Consider the following 19,388-nt stretch of genomic DNA (forward strand, 5'->3'; position numbering starts at 1 on the left):
GCCCGGGATCGGCGACAGGGACGGTCGCACGCAGTGTTCCACCTTGTGCGTTCCAGCCGCAGGCGGTGTGCCGCACAGTGGGGCCGGCGCAGGGTTTGCGCGCATTGCAGGCATGGCCGGACGCTGCGGCAACGCTGTGTTGCGCGGGAGGCGTGGGCAAGGGCGCTGCGATCGGCAGACCAGCCAAAAAAAGACGGGACGACCGTGGCCGTCCCGTCCGGGTGCTGCAGGAAGCGCGCTGATTACAGCGCAGCGTCCTTGAGCTTCTTGAGCGGACGCACCTTCAGCTTGGTGGAGGCCGGCTTGGCGGCGAACCACTGCTCTTCCTTGGTGAACGGGTTGATGCCCTTGCGCTTCGGCTTGGCCGGCACGTTGACGGTGGTGATCTTCAGCAGGCCCGGCAGGGTGAAGCTGCCTGCGCCCTTCTTGTGGACCGAGGCGGCCACGGCACCTTCCAGCGAGGCCAGCACAGCGCGCACGTCCTTGGCGACAACGCCGGACGCTTCAACGATGTGTGCAACCAGACCAGACTTGCTCAGCACTTCCTTGATCGGCTTGGGAGCGGCCGGCTTCGCGGCTGCCTTCGTAGCGACTTTCTTCACTGCCTTCTTCGGGGCAGCCTTTTTAGCGGTCTTTGCCATGGTGTCCTGTTCTCGTGAACGGTTGGTGGTGTGGTCGCGCCGAACCCCGTCGGCAAGCGAAATGTAGGGCAACACGGGTGCGCCGCCAATAGGCAGACGCATAAAAATCGCGTTTTTCGCCGTTCCGGTTACCGCAGTGCATCAGCACATGCCCTGAAAACACGGGGCTGTGCGTACCCCCGGCTTGCCGATGCTGGCGGTTGGCGCACTGCGTACCTGCGGAAAATGCCTTGAAAACAGCCTCCGTGTGCGGAAAACGTGGCGCGTGCGACCCGCCGCGGCACGCCGGGGGCCGCGCCACCTCCGACCCGACGCCACGCTAACGCCCGCCGGTCTAGGCTGGGCCTGCCATTCATCCCGAAGGAGACTCACGATGGGCATTTCGCGACACGCTACCGCGCACTGGGAAGGTGACCTCAAGACAGGCAAGGGACAATTGAGCACCCCGCAGAGCGGGCTCATGGACCGTACCCGCTACGCCTTCAGCAGCCGCTTCGGCGACGAGAAGGGCACCAATCCCGAAGAGCTGATCGCCGCCGCGCATGCCGGCTGCTTCACGATGGCGCTGTCGGCCAAGCTGACCGAGGCCGGCTTCGTGCCAACCTCGCTGGATACCGAGGCCAAGGTCGATCTGTCGATGGAAGGCGGCCCGCAGTTGTCGCAGATCACGTTGAAGGTCAAGGCGGTGGTGCCGAAGATCGATGCGGCGCAGTTCCGCGCCATCGCCGACGATGCCAAGCAGAACTGTCCGGTGTCCAAGGCGCTCAGCGCGGTGCCGATCTCGCTGGAGGCCGAGCTCGCCGGCTGACGCATGCCGCAGCGCGGATTGAGTGATCCCGGCAGGGGCGGCATAGTCGCCCCTGTTTCGTTCTGCGGGAGCTTCGCGTGCGCCATTGCCTTCTGGCTGTCCTGCTGTCGTGTTTCTGCGCCGCCCAGGCGCAGGCCGATGTCCGTCTGGTCACGGCCGCCACCATCCATACCGGCGCCGCGGATGCGCCGGTGGCGACCGCACTGGCCTGGGACACGGCAGATGGGCGGGTGCTGGCGGTAGGCGACCGCCAGGCCCTCCTGACGCTGTACCCCTTGGCACCGCTCACCGACCTCGGCGATGTCACGGTGGTGCCGGGCCTGATCGACGCACATGCGCACCTGATGTACCTGGGGCAGACGCTGATGCAGGCCGATCTGACCGGTGCGGACAGCGGCGCGGAGGTAGTGGCACGCCTGCAGCGCTTCGCTGCCGACCACCCCGACGGGTGGCTGCTCGGCAACGGCTGGGACCAGAATCGATGGGCCGACACGCGCTTCCCCAGTGCCGCCGATCTGGACGCGGCGTTCCCGGATCGACCGGTCTGGTTGGGGCGCGTGGACGGCCACGCCGGCTGGGGCAACAGCGCAGCCCTGCGCGCGCTGGCGGCGGTGCCGGGGCAGCGCACGCTGCAGGGGCGCTGGCAGCCGGCGGGCGGACGCATCGAGCGCGATGCGGCGGGTCGGCCGACCGGCGTGTTCGTCGATGAGGCGATGGGGCTGATGCAAGCCGCGATCCCCGCGCCCACTGCAGCGGCGCGCGAACAGATGCTGACGCGCGCACTGGCTGCGGCGGCAAGCCAGGGACTGACCGGCGTGCACGACATGGGCGTGTCGCGCGAGGACCTGGCGCTGATGCGTCGCTTCGCCGATGCCGGTCGCCTGCCGTTGCGCATCGAGGCGTATGCCGACGGCAATGGCGGAGCACTGGACGATCTGTGCGCGCAGGGGCCATACCGGCATGCCGGCGGTCACCTGGCGATGCGCGGCGTGAAGCTGTTCATGGACGGCGCACTCGGCAGTCGTGGCGCCGCCCTGCTGGCCGACTACAGCGATGATCCGCACAACCGCGGCCTGCTGGTGACGTCGCCGGCCGATTTCGAAACGGCCGTGCGCAAGGCCGATGGCTGCGGACTGCAGGTGGCCACACACGCCATCGGCGACCGCGGCAACCGCATCGTGCTCGACACCTACGCACGCGTGCTGGGCGAGCGCAGCGGCGGCGATCACCGCTGGCGCGTGGAACATGCCCAGGTGGTGGCGCTGGAGGACATTCCGCGGTTCGCGCAGGGCAAGGTGATCGCCTCGATGCAGCCCACCCACGCGACCTCGGACATGGGCTGGGCGCAGGATCGCGTCGGGCCGCAGCGCATCCTGGGGGCGTACGCCTGGCGGCGCATGCTGGCGGCGGGCGTGCCGCTGGCGCTGGGCTCGGACTTCCCGGTGGAGCAGGTTGATCCGCGGCTGGGGCTGTATGCCGCCGTGACGCGACAGGACCGCACCGGCCACCCGTCGGCTGGCTGGCAGCCGGATGAGCGGTTGAGCGCCGCCGAGGCGCTGCGTGGGTTCACCGCCGATGCCGCGTTCGCCGGTCGCGACGAGGATCGCGTTGGTCGCCTGCAGCCGGGGCTGCAGGCCGACTTCGTGGTGTTCGACCGCGATCCGCTGCAGGTGCCCCCGGCGCAGCTGGCCGACCTGCAGGTGCGAGCCACCTGGGTGGGCGGCACGCCGGTATACGAGGCGGCGCGCTGACGCGCCGCCCCTGCGCTTACCAGTCCAGGGTGCCGCGGATGACGGTCTGCACCTGGCCGCCGGACCAGACATCGCCCCCGGCATCGATGTGCAGGCTCAGCCGCGCATCGTGGCCGACTTCGCGGCCCTGGCTGACCACGTAGCGCGGTTCGTCGCGGGGCAGCGCGCCCCGGCTGTCCAGCCACGCCGCGAGCACCGCATTGGCCGCGCCCGAGGCGGCATCCTCGAAGCGGCGGCCATTGCCGACGAAGGCGCGCACCGCCAGGTCGTAGGCCGGCTCCTGGCTGCGCGCATAGGCGAACACGCCCATGCTGCCGGTGGATTCAGCCAGGGCCGCAATCGCGGCCCAGTCCGGCGTGAGGCCGCGCAGGTGCGCTTCGTCGGCCAGTTCCACCACCCACCAGCTGCGCCCGCCGTCCATGCGGGCCGGCGGCAGGTCACCCAGCGCCCAGCCGGCCAGCACGGCCTGCAGGCGCGGGTCATCGGCCACGGTCACCTCGGCCACCTGGGCACGCGGGGTGCGGATGGCGATGGTGCGCTGGGCGCCGCTGCCCTCCACACGCAGCGGCAGCGCGCCGGCAATACCGTCCTGGACCAGCACGCCGTCCACCGGCGCGGCCAGGCCGGCCTCGAGCACGGCGTGCGCGGTCCCCACGCTGGGGTGGCCGGCGAACGGCACTTCCTTCTGCGGGCTGAACATGCGGATGCCGTAGCTGGCGCCCGGCGCCTGCGGGGCGAACACGAAGGTGGTCTCCGGCAGCCGCGTCCAGCGGGCGATGGCCTGCATGGCCACATCGTCCAGGCCTTCGGCGTCGAGCACCACGGCCAGCGGATTGCCGGCACCGGGATAGGGGGAAAACACGTCCAACTGCAGGAAACGGCGGGTGGTCATCGAGGCGGCGGGCAGGGGCAAAGGGGTGCGCAGCTTACCAACCCGCGCCGGGCCGACGGCGGCGCGCCGGGCATGAATGCGTCAGGGCCGCCGCACGCCGGCCCTGCACGGCCCGGGCTTGGCATAGAATCGGGGGTTCGGCCCGGCGTGCCGGGCGAATCCCCTCACTACGACTTCTCCATTACCTCCATGTCAGCTTCCCCCCTTGTCGATCGTTGGATCGTACTGAAGTTCGGCGGCACCTCCGTGTCGCGTCGTCACCGCTGGGACACGATCGGGAAGCTGGCGAAAAAACGTGCGGAAGAAACCGGCTCGCGCGTGCTGGTGGTGGTCTCGGCGCTGTCCGGGGTGACCAACGAGCTGACCGCGATCGCCGATGGCGCCGCCGACAGCCGTGCCCGTGTGGACGCGCTGGTCGCCCGCCATCGCGAGTTCCTGGTCGAACTGTCGCTGGAGGCGGGCGCGCTCGACGCGCGGCTGGCTGCGCTGGCCGGGCTGCTCGACGATCCGCGCGCGGCGACGCGGCCGCTGGACTGGCAGGCCGACGTGCTGGGCCAGGGCGAACTGCTGTCCTCCACGGTGGGCGCGGCCTACCTGCGCGCCAGCGGCCTGGATTTCGGCTGGATGGATGCGCGCGAGTGGCTCGATGCCCTGCCGCCGCAGCCCAACCAGAGCGAGTGGTCGCAGCGCCTGTCGGTGAACTGCCAGTGGCGCGCCGATGCTGCCTGGGTCGCGCGCTTCCACGCACAGCCCACCCGCATGCTGATCACCCAGGGCTTCATCTCGCGGCATGCCGACGGCGGTACCGCCATTCTTGGCCGCGGCGGCTCGGATACCTCGGCGGCCTATTTCGGCGCGCTGCTCGGTGCCAGTCGCGTGGAGATCTGGACCGACGTGCCGGGCATGTTCAGTGCCAATCCGAAGGACGTGCCCGATGCGCGCCTGCTGACCCGGCTGGATTACTACGAAGCCCAGGAAATCGCCACCACCGGTGCCAAAGTGCTGCATCCGCGCTCGATCAAGCCCTGCCGCGATGCCGGCGTGCCGATGGCGATCCTGGATACCGAGCGCCCCGAACTGCCGGGCACCAGCATCGACGGCAATGCCGCACCGGTGCCGGGCGTGAAGGCGATCAGCCGCCGCAACGGCATCGTGCTGGTGTCGATGGAAGGCATCGGCATGTGGCAGCAGGTCGGCTTCCTGGCCGATGTGTTCGGGCTGTTCAAGAAGCATGGGTTGTCGGTGGACCTGATCGGTTCGGCCGAGACCAACGTCACCGTGTCGCTTGACCCGTCCGAGAACCTGGTCAACACCGACGTGCTGGCCGCGCTGTCGGCGGACCTGTCGCAGATCTGCAAGGTCAAGGTGATCGTGCCGTGCGCGGCGATCACCCTGGTAGGCCGCGGCATGCGTTCGCTGCTGCACAAGCTGTCCGACGTGTGGGCCACGTTCGGCCGCGAGCGCGTGCACATGATTTCGCAGTCGTCCAACGACCTCAACCTGACCTTCGTGATCGATGAGTCCGATGCCGATGGCCTGCTGCCGATCCTGCACGCCGAGCTGATCGACAGCGGCGCGATGCCGGTGGAGGAGGGCGAAGTGTTCGGCCCGCGCTGGCGCGAGATCGCCGGCACCGTCCGCGCGCGCGAAACCGCGTGGTGGCGTGGGCAGCGCGAGCACCTGCTGGCGCTGGCCCAGGCCGGCACGCCGCGCTACGTGTACAACCTGCCGACCGTGCGTGCGCGTGCGCGCGCGCTGACCGCGATCAAGGCCATCGACCAGCGCTACTACGCGATCAAGGCCAACTCGCACCCGGCCATCCTGGCACTGCTCGAACAGGAGGGTTTCGGTCTGGAGTGCGTGTCGCACGGCGAGCTTAAGCATGTCTTCAACACCTTGCCCACGCTGTCACCCAGGCGTGTGCTGTTCACCCCGAGCTTCGCACCGCGGACCGAGTACGAGGCCGCCTTCGCGCTCGGCGTGACCGTTACCCTGGACAATGTGGAAGCGCTGCAGCGTTGGCCGGAACTGTTCAGCAACCGCGAGCTGTGGCTGCGCGTGGACCTGGGCCGTGGCGAAGGCCACCACGCCAAGGTGCGCACCGGCGGCAAGGAGTCCAAGTTCGGTCTGCCGATCGCGCGCGTGGACGAATTCGTGCGTCTGGCCACCGCGCTGGGCACCCGCGTGGTCGGCCTGCACGCGCACCTGGGCAGCGGCGTGGAAACCGCGCAGCACTGGCGCCTGATGTGCGATGAACTGGCCGGTTTTGCGCGCCGCATCGGCAGCATCGAAACCATCGACATCGGCGGCGGGCTGCCGATTCCGTACAGCGCCGACGACGAGCCGTTCGACCTGGAGGCCTGGGCGGTTGGCCTGGCCGAGGTCAAGGCGGTGCACCCGGCGTTCCGCCTGGCGATCGAACCCGGCCGCTACCTGGTGGCCGAATCCGGCGTGCTGCTGGCCCGCGCCACCCAGGTGGTGGAGAAGGACGGCGTTCGCCGCGTGGGCCTGGATGCGGGCATGAACACGTTGATGCGCCCGGCGCTCTACGACGCCTGGCACGACATCGACAACCTCAGCCGCCTCGGTGGCTATGCGGAGGCCGCCTTCGACGTGGTCGGCCCGATCTGCGAGTCCAGCGATGTGTTCGGCAAGCGCCGCCGCCTGCCGGTGTCGACCGCCCCGGACGATGTGATGCTGATCGCCGATGCCGGCGCCTACGGTTACGTCATGGCCAACACTTACAACCAGCGCGAGCTGCCGCGCGAGGACGTCATCGATGACGTGCCTTGATTGCCGCCTGCCGCCCTCTGAACCGGATACACCATGACTGCTTTCGATAAACACCAGGTTGCCGTTTTCCGCTTCGTCCGCTGCGATTTCGCGGCGGACACGGGCGTGGCGCAACTGGTCTACGCCTTCGACGACGGCCCCGAGCTGATCGAGACGGTGACCATTCCGGGCGCCCCGTTCGTGCTCGACGGTGCCCGCGCCGAGGCCGTGCAGCAGGCGCTGCGGCTGCTGCACCTGATTGCCGGCGTCAGCTACTACAAGGCCGGCGTGCCGGACCAGGTGCGCATCGACAGCTATGCCATCGACGCGGCCACCGCCGCGCTGGTGGAAACGGTCTACCTCAACGGCCTGGGTGAGTTCGCCTACCGCAATGGCCTGAACCTGCGCGGGCGGTTCCGCCTGCCGGTCGAGGGCGCACCGGTGGCCGCGCCCGCGTTGGGCCTGCGCGAGCATGCCCTGGTCGCCATCGGTGGCGGCAAGGATTCGCTGGTCAGCATCGAGGCCCTGCGCACGCTGGGCATCGCCGAGACGGTGACCTGGATCGGCGGTTCGCAACTGATCCGCGCCTGCGCCGAACGCACTGGCCTGCCGATCCTCAACATCGGCCGCACGCTGGCCCCGGAGCTGTTCGAACTGAACCGCCAGGGCGCGTGGAACGGGCATATCCCGGTCACTGCGGTGAACTCGATGATCATGGTGCTGGCCGCGCTGCTGCAGGGCGTGGACCAGGTGGTGTTCTCCAACGAGCGCTCGGCCAGCTATGGCAGCCAGATTCCGGGCACCGGCGAGGTCAACCACCAGTGGTCCAAGGGCTGGGCGTTCGAGCAGGCGTTCGGCGAGCATGTGGAAACGCACATCGCCGCCGATCTCCACTATTACTCGCTGCTGCGGCCGCTGTCGGAGTTGGCGGTGGCACGCCAGTTCGCCAAGAGTGATTTCTACGACGCGCACTTCTCCAGCTGCAACCGCAACTTCCACATCCTCGGCGAACGCCCGGTCAACCGCTGGTGCGGGGTGTGCCCGAAGTGCCACTTCGTGTTCCTGGCGCTGGCGCCGTTCATGCCCAAGCCGCGCCTGGTGAACATCTTCGGCCGCAACCTGCTGGACGATGCCGACCAGGCCGGCGGCTTCGATGCGCTGCTGGAATTCCAGGACCACAAGCCGTTCGAATGCGTCGGCGAAGGCCGCGAATCGCGTGCGGCGATGGCGACCCTGGCCGCGCGCCCGGAATGGAGCGAAGACGCGCTGGTGAAGCGTTTCATCCAGGAGATCCAGCCGCACCTCGACGCAGGCGAACTGCAGGTCGAGCCGCTGCTGGTACTGGAAGGCGAACACCGGATTCCGGCGGCGATCTGGGAGCGCCTGCGTGCGGATTTCGCAGCTTGAGGGCAAGCGGGTCGCGCTGTGGGGCTGGGGCCGTGAAGGCCGTGCGGCCTTCCGCGTGCTGCAGCAGCGGCTGCCGTCGCTGCCGCTGACGCTGTTCTGTCCCGAGGCCGAAGCCGCCGCTGCCCGTGAGGAGACCCACGGCGCGCTGCAGGTGCGTTCGGATGTCAGCGGCGAGGCGCTGGGGGCGTTCGAGCTGGTGATCAAATCGCCGGGGATCAGCCCGTACGGGGAGGTCGCGCAGGCCGCTGCCGCACAGGGCACGCAGTTCATCGGCGGCACCGCGCTGTGGTTCGCCGAGCACGCCGATGCCGATGGCACCGTGCGCGACACGGTGTGCGTGACCGGCACCAAGGGCAAGAGCACCACGACCTCGCTGCTGGCGCATCTGCTGCGTGCCTCCGGCGCGCCGACTGCGCTGGTGGGCAACATCGGCCTGCCGCTGCTGGAAGTGCTCGATCCGGAGCCGGTGCCGCGGTACTGGGCGGTGGAGCTGTCCAGCTACCAGACCGGCGAAGTGGCGCGCAGCGGCGTGCATCCGCAGGTGGCGGTCATCCTGAACCTGTTCCCCGAGCACCTGGACTGGCACGGCAGCGAAGCGCGTTACATCCAGGACAAACTGCGGCTGGTCACCGAGGCTGCGCCGCGCATCGCGGTGCTCAATGCCGCCGATCCGCACCTGGCCGCGCTGTCGCTGCCCGACAGCGAGGTGGTGTGGTTCAACCAGCCGCAGGGCTGGCACATGCGCGGCGATGTGGTCCATCGGGGCGGGCAGGCCGTGTTCGACACCGCCAGCACGCCGTTGCCAGGGCGTCACAACCGCGGCAACCTGTGCGCGGTACTGGCCGCCGTCGAAGCGCTGGGGCTGGACGCGGTGGCGCTGGCGCCGTCGGTGCAGGCGTTCCGGCCGTTGCCCAATCGGCTGCAGACGGTGGGCAGCCGCGAGGGCGTCACGTTCGTCAACGATTCCATCAGCACCACACCGCATGCCAGTCTGGCGGCGCTGGAATGCTTCGCCGGCCGCCGCATCGCGCTGCTGGTGGGCGGGCATGATCGTGGTCTGGACTGGCACGACTTCGTGCAGCATATGGCCCATGACGTGCCGCCGGTGGAGATCGTGACGATGGGGGCCAACGGGCCGCGCATCCATGATCTGCTGCAGCCGCTGGCAGACCAGGGGCGTTTCGGCCTGCATGCGGCCACCGACCTGGCCGAGGCGATGCGCCTGGCGCGTGCTGCACTGGGCGCGCAGGGCGGGGTGGTACTGATGTCGCCCGGCGCACCGAGCTACGGGGTATACCGCGACTATGTCGCCCGCGGCCGGCATTTCGCCGAACTGGCCGGATTCGACCCCGACCAGATCACCGCGATCCCGGGCATCGGCATTGCCTGAGCGCAGCGCTCCCCCGTAGCGCCGGGCTCTGCCCGGCTGCTCTCCGATCCGGCCACGCACCCCCCGCTGTGCGCGATAGCCGGGCAGAGCCCGGCTCTACGTGGGTCCGGCCAGGCGCCTCTCACACCGCACGCGATCCCCCGTAGAGCCGGGCGCTGCCCGGCTGCTCTCCGGTCCGGCCACGCGCCCCCGCGCTGCGCGCGACAGCCGGGCAGAGCCCGGCTCTACGTGGGTCCGGCCAGGCACCTCTCACACCGCGCGTGATCCCCGTAGAGCCGGGCTCTGCCCGGCTGCTCTCCGGTCCGGCCACGACCTCTCACACCGCGCGCGATCCCACGTAGATCCGGCCACGCGCCCCCCGCGCTGCGCGCGATAGCCGGGCAGAGCCCGGCTCTACGTGGGTCCGGCCACGCACCTCTCACACCGCACGCGATCCCCCGTAGATCCGGCCACGCGCCCCCGCGCTGCGCGCGACAGCCGGGCAGAGCCCGGCTCTACGTGACGTTGCGGCTTCGCGCCGTATAGTCGGATTCTCTTCCGAGGAGCAGGCGAATGAACAGGCGATGGCAGTGGGGTGCGGCGATGCTGCTGGGCATGGCCGCGTTGCCGGCGATGGCGGCGATGAAGACCCAGCCGGTGGAGTGGAGCCTGGACGGCACCACCTTCAGCGGCGTGCTGGTCTACGACGACAGCGAATCCGACACGCGTCCCGGTCTGGTGATGGTGCCCAACTGGAAGGGTGTGAACGACTCGGCGATCGGCAAGGCCAAGCAGCTGGCCGGCGACGACTACGTGGTGCTGGTCGCCGATGTGTACGGCAAGGGGGGGCGCCCGAAGACCGATGCCGAGGCCGGACCGGTCGCGACGAAACTCCGCAATGACCGGCCGGTGCTGCGCGCACGCGCGCTGAAGGCGATCGAGGTGCTCAAGGCGCAGGCCGGCAAGGCGCCGGTGGACGCCGCCCGGATCGGCGCGGTCGGCTTCTGTTTCGGCGGCACCACGGTGCTGGAGATGGCGCGCGCCGGTGCGCCGTTGGCCGGCGTGGTCAGCCTGCACGGCGGGCTGGGTTCGCCGTTGCCTGCGAAGGCCGGTGGCACGCATCCCTCGGTGCTGGTGCTCAACGGTGCCGACGACAAGGGCGTCAGCAAGGACGACATCGCCAGCTTCGAGCAGGAAATGAACGCGGCCAAGGTCGACTGGACGTTCACCAACTACAGCGGCGCGGTGCACTGCTTTGCCGAGTCCGACGCCAACAGTCCGCCGGGCTGTCTGTACAACCCGCGCGCCGCCAGGCGTGCCTGGAAGGCACTGGACGAGTTCTTCGAGGAGCGCTTCGAGCGCCGCTGAGGGGAGCCGGCCGGCGCGATGCGCGGTGCAGCCGACCCGCGGTCGGCCCAGCTTGCCTCAATGCGAGCGCTGCACCGCGTAGCGCGCCAGACCGCGCAGGGCGGCGACGGCATCGTTGTCGGCCAGGGCGTCGAGCGCGCGCTCGGCGGCGTCGGCATATTCCTCGGCCCGACGGCGGCTGTAGTCCAGCCCGCCGGTGGCGTGGATGGCGGCCAGTACCTCCGGCATCGCCTCGGCATCGCCGTTCTGCACGATCTCGCGCAGGCGCTCGCGGGTGGTCGCATCCGAATGTGCCATCGCGTGGATCAGCGGCAGGGTCGCCTTGCCCTCGGCGAGGTCGTCGCCCAGGTTCTTGCCCAGTTCGTCGGCGTTGGCCGAGTAGTCCAGCACATCGTCGGCAATCTGGAAGGCGTAGCCCAGGTGCATGCCGTAGTCGTACAGCGCCTGCTGGGTGGCCTCGTCCACGCCGCTGGCCAGCGCGCCCAGACGGGTGCCGGCGGCGAACAGCACCGCGGTCTTGCGCTCGATCACGCGCAGGTAGGCCGCCTCGTCGGTGTCCGGATTGTGGACGTGCAGCAGCTGCAGCACCTCGCCCTCGGCGATGCGGTTGGTGGTGTCGGCCAGAATCCGCATGACCGGCATGCGGTCCAACTCGACCATCAGCTGGAAGCTGCGCGAGTACAGGAAATCGCCCACCAGCACGCTCGGCGCATTGCCCCACAGGGCGTTGGCGGTGCTGCGACCACGGCGCAGGCTGGACTCGTCCACCACGTCGTCGTGCAGCAGGGTCGAGGTGTGGATGAACTCGATGATCGCTGCCAGCTGGTGGTGCTCCGGCCCGGCCTGGCCGACCGCGTGGCCGGCCAGCATGACCAGCATCGGGCGCAGGCGCTTGCCGCCGGCGGAGATGATGTGGTCGGCGATCTGGTTGATCAGGACGACATCCGAAGACAGTCGGCGGCGAATCAGGGCATCGACGGCGGCCATGTCGGGCGCGGCAAGCGACTGGATCTGGGGCAGGCCCAGCGCGGGGCGGGTGTCTTCGGTGATGGTCATGCGGTCTGACTTTCAGGCGTACAGCGAATTATAGGCGTTGCGGCCGTCTTCCGCCCGCGAAGACCGCCCGGGGCGGCCGCAGGCGTGAATACGTATGCATGCAGCGCCATCCCGGCAGGGCCGCCGCTAAGCTTGGCGGGTATGTTCTGGCCCCCGGATCGGGTGCCCTGGAAGCCCGGAGGGGGCCCTCAAATGTTGCAGATTCCCTGGTGGCGCGGCGCCGTCATCTATCAGATCTACCCGCGCAGCTTCCTCGATGCCAACGGCGACGGGGTGGGCGACCTGCCCGGCATCATCGACCGGTTGGACTACGTGGCCGCGCTGGGCGTGGACGCGATCTGGATCTCCCCGTTCTTCACCTCGCCGATGGCCGACTTCGGCTACGACATCGCCGATCACCGCGATGTGGACCCGCTGTTCGGCACCCTGGCCGACTTCGACCGCCTGCTGGCCAAGGCGCATGCGCTGGGCCTGAAGGTGATGATCGACCAGGTGTTCAGCCACACCTCGATCGAGCATGCCTGGTTCCGCGAGAGCCGCCAGGACCGCACCAACCCCAAGGCGGACTGGTACGTGTGGGCCGACCCGCGCGAGGACGGCACCCCGCCCAACAACTGGATGTCGATTTTCGGCGGCGTGGCCTGGCAGTGGGAGCCGCGCCGGGAGCAGTATTTCCTGCACAACTTCCTGGCCGACCAGCCGGACCTGGATTTCCACAATCCGGCCGTGCAGCAGGCCACGCTGGACTATGTGCGGTTCTGGCTGGACCGCGGCGTGGACGGGTTCCGCCTGGACTCGATCAACTTCTGCTTCCATGACGCGCAGCTGCGCGACAACCCGGCCAAGCCGCTGGAGCAGCGGGTGGGCCGGGGCTTCAGCGCGGACAATCCGTACGCCTACCAGTACCACTACTACAACAACACGCAGCCGGAGAACCTGGGCTTCATCGAGCGCCTGCGCGGCCTGCTCGACGAGTACCCGGGGACGGTGAGTCTGGGCGAGATTTCCGCCGAGGATTCGCTGGCCACCACCGCCGAGTACACCGCGCCTGGCCGCCTGCACATGGGCTACAGCTTCGAGCTGCTGGTGAAGGATTTCAGCGCCGGTTACATCCGCGACACCGTGTCGCGGCTGGAAGCGACCATGACCGAGGGCTGGCCGTGCTGGGCGATCTCCAATCACGATGTGGAGCGTGCGGTGACCCGCTGGGGCGGGCATCCGGCGCAGCCGCGGCTGGCGCGCCTGCTGGTGGCGCTGCTGTGCTCGCTGCGTGGCTCGATCTGCCTGTACCAGGGCGAAGAGTTGGGGCTTGGCGAGGCCGACGTCCCGTTCGAGGCCCTGCAGGACCCGTACGGCATCACCTTCTGGCCGAACTTCAAGGGCCGCGACGGCTGCCGCACGCCGATGCCGTGGATCGACGCGCCACTGGCCGGTTTCACCACCGGCACGCCGTGGCTGCCGATTCCGGCCGAGCATCAGGCAGCGGCGGTAGCCGTGCAGAGCCACGATCCACAGTCGGTGCTCAACGCATTCCGCCAGTTCCTGGCGTGGCGGCGGACCATGCCGACCCTGCTGGTGGGTGACATCGCGTTCCTGGAGACGGCCGAGCCGGTGCTGATGTTCGAGCGTCGCCATGCCGGCGAGACGCTGCTGCTGGCGTTCAACCTGTCGGCCGACACGGCGCGCGTGGCGCTGCCGGCGGGCCAGTGGCAGCCGCTGCACGTGCCGGGGCCGGACGTGGGAACCGCAGCGGCGGGCGAGCTGACATTGCCGGCACAGTCGATGTATTGCGCGCGCAGGGACTGACACGTTTTTCCGGTGGTATTGAGAGGGCGGGGCCACGTGCCCCGCCCTTTTTTTGGCCCGGCAGGCAGCGACAACCCCGACATCCCCGTAGCGCCGGGCTCTGCTCGGCTGCCCTTCGTGCCGGCGCCAAAAATCCCGCGCGTGGCGCGGCAGCCGGGCAGAGCCCGGCTCTACGGTGCGACAGCCGAGGGCTCGGCGCTGTCTGGCGGGGGTGCGAAGATTCCGCGTTCGCCGAAAACAGAAAACCCGCTGCCAGGCAGCGGGTTCTCGTCAACGTTGCTGCGCGGGAATCAGAACCTGTAGTTCACACCCAGCATGTACGTCCGGCCCCACTCGACGTACTCCAGCGGTTTGTCCTTGGTGCCGGCATAGGTGCGGTACGGCTCGTTGGTCAGGTTGCTTCCCTGCAGGAGCAGGGTCAGCCCGTGCAGGCTGCTGCTGTCGGCGAAGGTATAGCTCACCTGCGCATCGGTCACGTTCTCGCCCACCACGTAACGCAGGGTGCGGTTGCCGTTGAAGTTGCCGATCTCGCCGATGAAGTCCGAGCGCCGCCGCTGGCTGATGCGGGCCTCGAACCCATTGCGCTCGAAGTACGCGGTGAAGTTGTACACGCGTTCGGACAGGCCCGGCAGGCTGATCGGATCGCTGCCGACGCTGGACGCGCTTTCCGGGTCGAGGATCTTGATGTCGCTGTCGTTGAAGGTGGCAGCGGCCTGGATGCCGAAGCCGCGCAGGCTGTCGGAGAGCATCTCGAGCGGGAACGAGGCGGTCAGCTCCAGGCCCTTCAGCTTGCCGCCCTGGCCGTTCTGCGGTGCGGAGAAGGTGCCGGTGGTCAGCAGCGGGGCGCTCATGCCCGGCGGAATCACATAGCTGGCCAGCAGGTCGCTGAAGTCGTAGTCATCCACCGACTGGGTGTAGACGTAGCTCTTCAGATCCTTGAAGAAGACAGCCGCGGCCACGTAGGCCTTCTCGCCAAAGTACTTCTCGTAGGACAGGTCGATCGCGTTGGCGCGCCACGGGTCGAGCAGAGGGTTGCCGCCGCTGCCGCCGGGCTTGCCGGTGGCGGTATCCACACCGAACTCCAGGCCGGCGCGCATCTGGTCCACACGCGGGCGCGCGACCTGCTTGGCGGCGGCGAAGCGCAGCGTCTGCTGGTGCGGGAACATGAAGACCAGGTTCAAGCTCGGCAGCCAGTCGGTGTAGGTCTTGCCGGCGTCGATCGGCAGCACTTCCTGGCCGGCCGGGCGCGAGCGGTCGAAGTAGTTGGACTGCGAGCTCTGGTCGGTGCGGATCATCTGCACACCGATGTTGCCGCGCACGCCCACCTCGCCGATGTCGGTGTTGAGGTTGGCGCGCAGCCACGCCGTGGTGGTCTTCTCCTGCACCACCCACGACTTGGGAATCAGGTAGTCCAGATTGGTGACCGGATTGAACGTCATGTAGCGCGAGACGGCGCCCGGTACGTTCCAGGCCGGAATATAGCCCAGCCCGGCAAAGCCCAGGTTGACCGGCGCGTACTGCAGGTCGCGTTCGATGTTCGCATCACCCTGTGCGCCGAGCAGGATGTTGCCTTCGGCCTGGGTCTTTTCCTTGCGGCGGTCGGCGTAGTTCACGCCAACGTCCAGGTCGGAGAACCAGTCCAGCGCCTCGGGCATGGCGAAGGTGGCCTGCAGGCGCGCGCCCTTCAGCCGGTCTTCCACCTGCGGCACCTTGCCGTAGCCGGAGCCGTAGATGGTGTTGGTCAGGAACAACGCGTCGGGGTTGGAATAGTCCAGGCCCGGGCGGATCTGCGAGAAGCCGTTCGGGTTCACCACCACGCCCACCGAATCCAGCTGCGGCATCGGGGTGAGCTGCAGGTTGTTTTCCAGATTCAGCTCGTCGCGCGTGGCCTTGGAGTAGTTGACGTCGGCAACCACCTTGATGCCGTCGAAGTTCAACTCGTTGTTCCAGCCGAACGCGTCGATCTTGTCCTTGCGCTGGTTGTACATACCGCGCACCAGCGGGTACACGCCGGTGGCAGTGCCACCGGTGAAGGTGCCGTCGGCGTTCACCTGCGGGTTGGTGATCAGCAGGCCCGGGGTGTAGCCGCCGTTGTAGTTGCTGAGGTTGAGCTCGAACTGGTTGGCGGTATCGATCTGCTCGGCTTCGGTGTGGAAGGCGTCGAGCGTGCTGGTCCAGGTGTTGGACGGACGGAACTGCACGGTGGCCATGTAGCCGTCACGCTTGTTGTTGCCGGTACGGCGCAGCGCCTTGATGCCGTCGGAGAACGCGGTGCCCGGGGCCAGGCCGGGGCGGTTGCCGTTGTCGGTATGCTCGGTGGTCCACGGCTCGTACAGGCCGACCTGGTTTTCCTGGATCGGATTGTCGCTGTGCGCATAGCCGATCGACAGGCCCAGGGTGTTGTCCATGAACTGGTCGATGTAGCTGGCGCTGAAGCGGTTGCCGAACGCATCCACGTTGGCGGCCTTGCCGAGCGAGCTCTTCTGGTAGCGGCCGCTGATGGCGATCACGCGGTCGGCAAAGCTCAGCGGGCGCACGGTCTGCATATCGATGGTGCCCGACAGACCCTGGCCGACCAGCGCCGCATCGGGGGTCTTGTAGACCACCACGCCATTGACCAGTTCCGAGGGGTACTGATCGAACTCGACGCTGCGGTTGTCGCCAGTGCTGACTACCTCACGTCCGTTGAGCAGGGTGGTGGCGAAGTCCGGGGACAGGCCGCGCACGCTGATCACCTGGGCGCGACCGGCCACACGCTGGGCCGCCAGGCCGGGCAGGCGGCCAAGCGATTCGGCGATGCTCACGTCGGGCAGCTTGCCGATGTCCTCGGCCGAGATCGCTTCGACCACCGAGGTGGCGTCCTGCTTGATCGCGATCGCGTTCTCGATGCCGCGGCGGATGCCGGTGACCTGCACGGTGTCCAGGTTGGTGGCCGAGGTCGCGGTCTTCGGTGTGGTGGTGTTCGTTTCGGCGGTCTGCGCCGACGCCATCAACGGCGTCAGGGCGACGGCCAGCGCGAGACTCAGCGCGCTGCGCTTGCGGTTCAACATTTTCCCCTCCCAGGCAATGTTGCCAATCGATTTGTGTTTGCCCGGAGGACCCGGGAGCGTCGCGGCGCGGTGGCCGTTGACTGCGTGGCTATGGTAGGCAGGGCATCCGCTGCGGGAATCACCCTGCATACGTATTCAATGGAATTTCAGCGGCTGTAAGCGATTACAGATGCGTCATGAAGGGGCGTGCCGGGCAAGCGGCCGGCACGCCCGGTCAGGCGTGGTGCGCGCTGCCGCGGTTGTCGTTCACAACGGCGTGAAACGAATGGCCTGGCCACCGCCCGGCGCGAGAACGATGCTCAACGTATCGGCGCTGGTCACTTCGCGTGTTTCGCGCTCGAACGCGAACGGATTGCTGCGGTAATCGGCGCGCTCGCCATCGCGGTAGATCTCGGCGCGGTAGCGCACGTCCGGTTCCAGGAACCCCAGCGACACCGGCAGCACGCGGCCGTGCTCGTCGGTGATGCTGCCCAGGTACCAGTCGCGGCTGTGACGGTCCTTGCGCACCAGGGTGACGTAGTCCCCAACCTCGCCGTTCAGCACACGGCTGTCGTCCCAGTCCACGGCCACATCTTCGATGAAGCGGAACGCCTCGCGATGCTGTTCGTAGTGCTCGGGCAGGTCGGCCGCCATCTGGATCGGGCTGTAGATCGCCACGTACAGCGCGAGCTGCCGTGCGAGCGTGCTGGGGATGGCCTGGCCGCCGCGCCCCTTCAGGCTGAGGATGCCGGGGGTGTAATCCATCGGCCCGGACAGCATCCGGGTGAACACCAGGTTGACTTCGTGTTCGGGCGGATTGGGAGGCTGGCCCCAGGCGTTGTACTCCATGCCACGCGCGCCCTCGCGGGACACCCAGTTGGGATAGGTGCGGCGCAGGCCGGTGTCCTTGATCGGCTCGTGCGGGTTCACCGCGATGTGTCGTTTTGCCGCTTCCTGCACCACCTTCAAGTGGTGGCGGGCCATGAACTGGCCGTCGTGCCACTCACGCCAGAGCGGGCCGCCGGCCGGATTGCGCCGGTCCACCTGGCCGTCATCGCAGACGTAGCCACTCTTGAACGCATCCACGCCGAGCCGCGCATACAGGTCCAGCGCGGCACCGAGCTGGTCTTCATAATGCTCGATCGCGCAGCCGGTCTCGTGGTGGCCGATCAGGTGCACGCCCTTCTTCGCGCCATAGGCGGCCAGCGCCTCGATGTCGAAATCGGCGGTGGGGCGGGTGAAGTCGAAGTCGTAGCCGTTGCCCACCCAGTTGCCGTCCCAGCCGGGATTCCAGCCCTCCACGAGCACGCCGCGGAATCCGTGTGCGGCGGCGAAGTCGATCACCTTGCGGGTCTTGGCGGTGGTGGCCGCGTGCTTCGGGCCGGTGGCCCAGCTTTCGTTGTCCAGGTGCATCGACCACCACACGCCCAGGTACTTGGACGGCTTCACCCAGCTCACATCGCCCAGCACATTGGGTTCGTTGAGGTTGAGGATCAGGTCGGACTCGACCAGCCCGCCGGCCCGGTCGCTGATCTGCAGGGTGCGCCACGGCGTATCGAAGGGCAGGGTGCGGCGCACCTTCCATCCCTCGGCCGACGGCGACAGCTGCGCGCGCAGGCGTTGGCCTTCGGTACGGCGCAGCCACATGCCGGCGTAATCCACCAGCGCCGCTTCGTGGATCGCCACGTGCAGGCCGTCGCGGCTGCGCAGGGTGATCGGCGTATGCACCACCGGCACCTGCTCCAGCGGCGTGCGCTGGTACAGGTACTCATAGTGGATCGGCTCACCGGCCGGGATCCACCACGCGGTTGATTCGGGGGCGATGACGAACTCGGTCAGTTCCTCGTCGATGATCGCCTCGCGCATGCCTGCCTGCTCCGGGAAGCGGTAGCGGAAGCCAAGACCGTCGTCGTAGACGCGGAACACCAGATCGATGCGACGCCGGGCGCCGCTGCGTTCGCCCAGCTGCACGGTCACTTCGTTGTAGTGGTCGCGCACGAAGCGACGTTCGCCCCACGGCTGTTCCCATTGCCCGTCGGCACTGCGCGTGCTCTGGCCGAGCAGGGACAGGTCGCGGTCCAGGCGTCCGTCACGCAGTTGGAAACCGAGCCGGGACTCGGCCACCACCGTCTCGCCGAGGCGCTCCACCCGGTAGGTCGGCATGCCGCCATCGAGCTGCAGCGACACGCGCAGCACCTTCCCGGGTGATTCCACGCTGGCCACAGTGACCGGCGCAGCCCAGGCGGCCGCGCTGGCCACCAGCAGCGCCAGCATCGCACCCAGCCGGTAGACGTGCGCGTTCATGCCGCGCGGTGAAAGCAGTTTCGTCGGCATTTCCCCTCCCAAGGTGGCCGGAACCAGGCTGGACTATAGCCACGCGATTCCCGCGTCCCGGCCGGCCGGTGCGCTGCATCGGCATGAATACGTATGCAGGCAGGCGCGCGCCGTGGCGTGCCGTCTACCATGAGGACAGGCACCCTGGGAGGGGG

The 19,388-nt window shown here is 68.5% G+C and carries 12 protein-coding genes; 7 read left to right on the plus strand and 5 right to left on the minus strand.

The genetic code is table 11. From position 1 onward, the window contains the following. Positions 1-242: 242 nt before the first annotated feature. Positions 243-641: an HU family DNA-binding protein gene (locus tag ACPEH8_RS09695; RefSeq protein WP_136006586.1), complete on the minus strand. Its 399-nt coding sequence runs from the start codon at positions 639-641 to the stop codon at positions 243-245. A 373-nt stretch (positions 642-1,014) separates the two neighbouring features. Between ACPEH8_RS09695 and ACPEH8_RS09700 the strand changes: the two genes are divergently transcribed. Both ACPEH8_RS09700 and ACPEH8_RS09705 read left to right on the plus strand, forming a co-directional pair. Continuing rightward, on the plus strand, positions 1,015-1,449 hold the full coding sequence (locus ACPEH8_RS09700) for an OsmC family protein (RefSeq protein ID WP_136006588.1): 435 nt from the start codon (positions 1,015-1,017) through the stop codon (positions 1,447-1,449). Positions 1,450-1,526: 77 nt separating this feature from the next. Continuing rightward, positions 1,527-3,200 (plus strand): amidohydrolase, encoded by a 1,674-nt coding sequence (locus ACPEH8_RS09705; protein WP_423666592.1) that lies wholly within the window; start codon positions 1,527-1,529, stop codon positions 3,198-3,200. A 16-nt stretch (positions 3,201-3,216) separates the two neighbouring features. Here the strand turns inward: ACPEH8_RS09705 and ACPEH8_RS09710 are convergent, their stop codons facing one another. Then, complete coding sequence (locus ACPEH8_RS09710; RefSeq protein WP_136006591.1) at positions 3,217-4,092, minus strand: PhzF family phenazine biosynthesis protein; 876 nt, start codon at positions 4,090-4,092, stop codon at positions 3,217-3,219. 189 nt (positions 4,093-4,281) lie between these two features. Between ACPEH8_RS09710 and ACPEH8_RS09715 the strand changes: the two genes are divergently transcribed. From ACPEH8_RS09715 to ACPEH8_RS09730, 4 genes are all read left to right on the plus strand, one after another. Further along, positions 4,282-6,885 (plus strand): bifunctional aspartate kinase/diaminopimelate decarboxylase, encoded by a 2,604-nt coding sequence (locus ACPEH8_RS09715; RefSeq protein WP_287252897.1) that lies wholly within the window; start codon positions 4,282-4,284, stop codon positions 6,883-6,885. 33 nt (positions 6,886-6,918) lie between these two features. After that, positions 6,919-8,271: a UDP-N-acetyl-alpha-D-muramoyl-L-alanyl-L-glutamate epimerase gene (gene murL / locus ACPEH8_RS09720; RefSeq protein ID WP_017356985.1), complete on the plus strand. Its 1,353-nt coding sequence runs from the start codon at positions 6,919-6,921 to the stop codon at positions 8,269-8,271. Further along, positions 8,252-9,661, plus strand: a complete 1,410-nt coding sequence (murD, locus tag ACPEH8_RS09725) for a UDP-N-acetylmuramoyl-L-alanine--D-glutamate ligase (RefSeq protein WP_136006595.1) — start codon at positions 8,252-8,254, stop codon at positions 9,659-9,661. Before murL ends, murD begins: the two co-directional genes overlap by 20 nt. Positions 9,662-10,213: 552 nt before the next feature. Then, the gene (locus ACPEH8_RS09730; RefSeq protein WP_423666594.1) at positions 10,214-11,008 is read left to right on the plus strand and encodes a dienelactone hydrolase family protein; all 795 of its coding nucleotides are present in this window, start codon (positions 10,214-10,216) and stop codon (positions 11,006-11,008) included. 57 nt (positions 11,009-11,065) lie between these two features. On the opposite strand, the gene ACPEH8_RS09735 is transcribed toward ACPEH8_RS09730, so the two are convergent. Continuing rightward, positions 11,066-12,064, minus strand: coding sequence for a polyprenyl synthetase family protein (locus ACPEH8_RS09735; RefSeq protein ID WP_136006104.1), 999 nt, complete (start codon positions 12,062-12,064; stop codon positions 11,066-11,068). A gap of 192 nt (positions 12,065-12,256) precedes the next feature. Between ACPEH8_RS09735 and ACPEH8_RS09740 the strand changes: the two genes are divergently transcribed. Then, positions 12,257-13,870, plus strand: a complete 1,614-nt coding sequence (locus tag ACPEH8_RS09740; RefSeq protein WP_136006106.1) for an alpha-glucosidase — start codon at positions 12,257-12,259, stop codon at positions 13,868-13,870. A gap of 290 nt (positions 13,871-14,160) precedes the next feature. Here the strand turns inward: ACPEH8_RS09740 and ACPEH8_RS09745 are convergent, their stop codons facing one another. Further along, positions 14,161-16,920, minus strand: coding sequence for a TonB-dependent receptor (locus ACPEH8_RS09745; RefSeq protein ID WP_423666596.1), 2,760 nt, complete (start codon positions 16,918-16,920; stop codon positions 14,161-14,163). 246 nt (positions 16,921-17,166) lie between these two features. Then, positions 17,167-19,233 carry a glycoside hydrolase family 97 protein gene (locus ACPEH8_RS09750; RefSeq protein WP_166472713.1) on the minus strand — a complete coding sequence of 689 codons (2,067 nt, stop codon included), beginning with the start codon at positions 19,231-19,233 and terminating at the stop codon, positions 17,167-17,169. Between the last annotated feature and the right edge of the window lie 155 nt (positions 19,234-19,388).

The organism is Stenotrophomonas sp. NPDC077461 (genome assembly GCF_049545475.1).
Taxonomy (GTDB): domain Bacteria; phylum Pseudomonadota; class Gammaproteobacteria; order Xanthomonadales; family Xanthomonadaceae; genus Stenotrophomonas; species Stenotrophomonas nematodicola.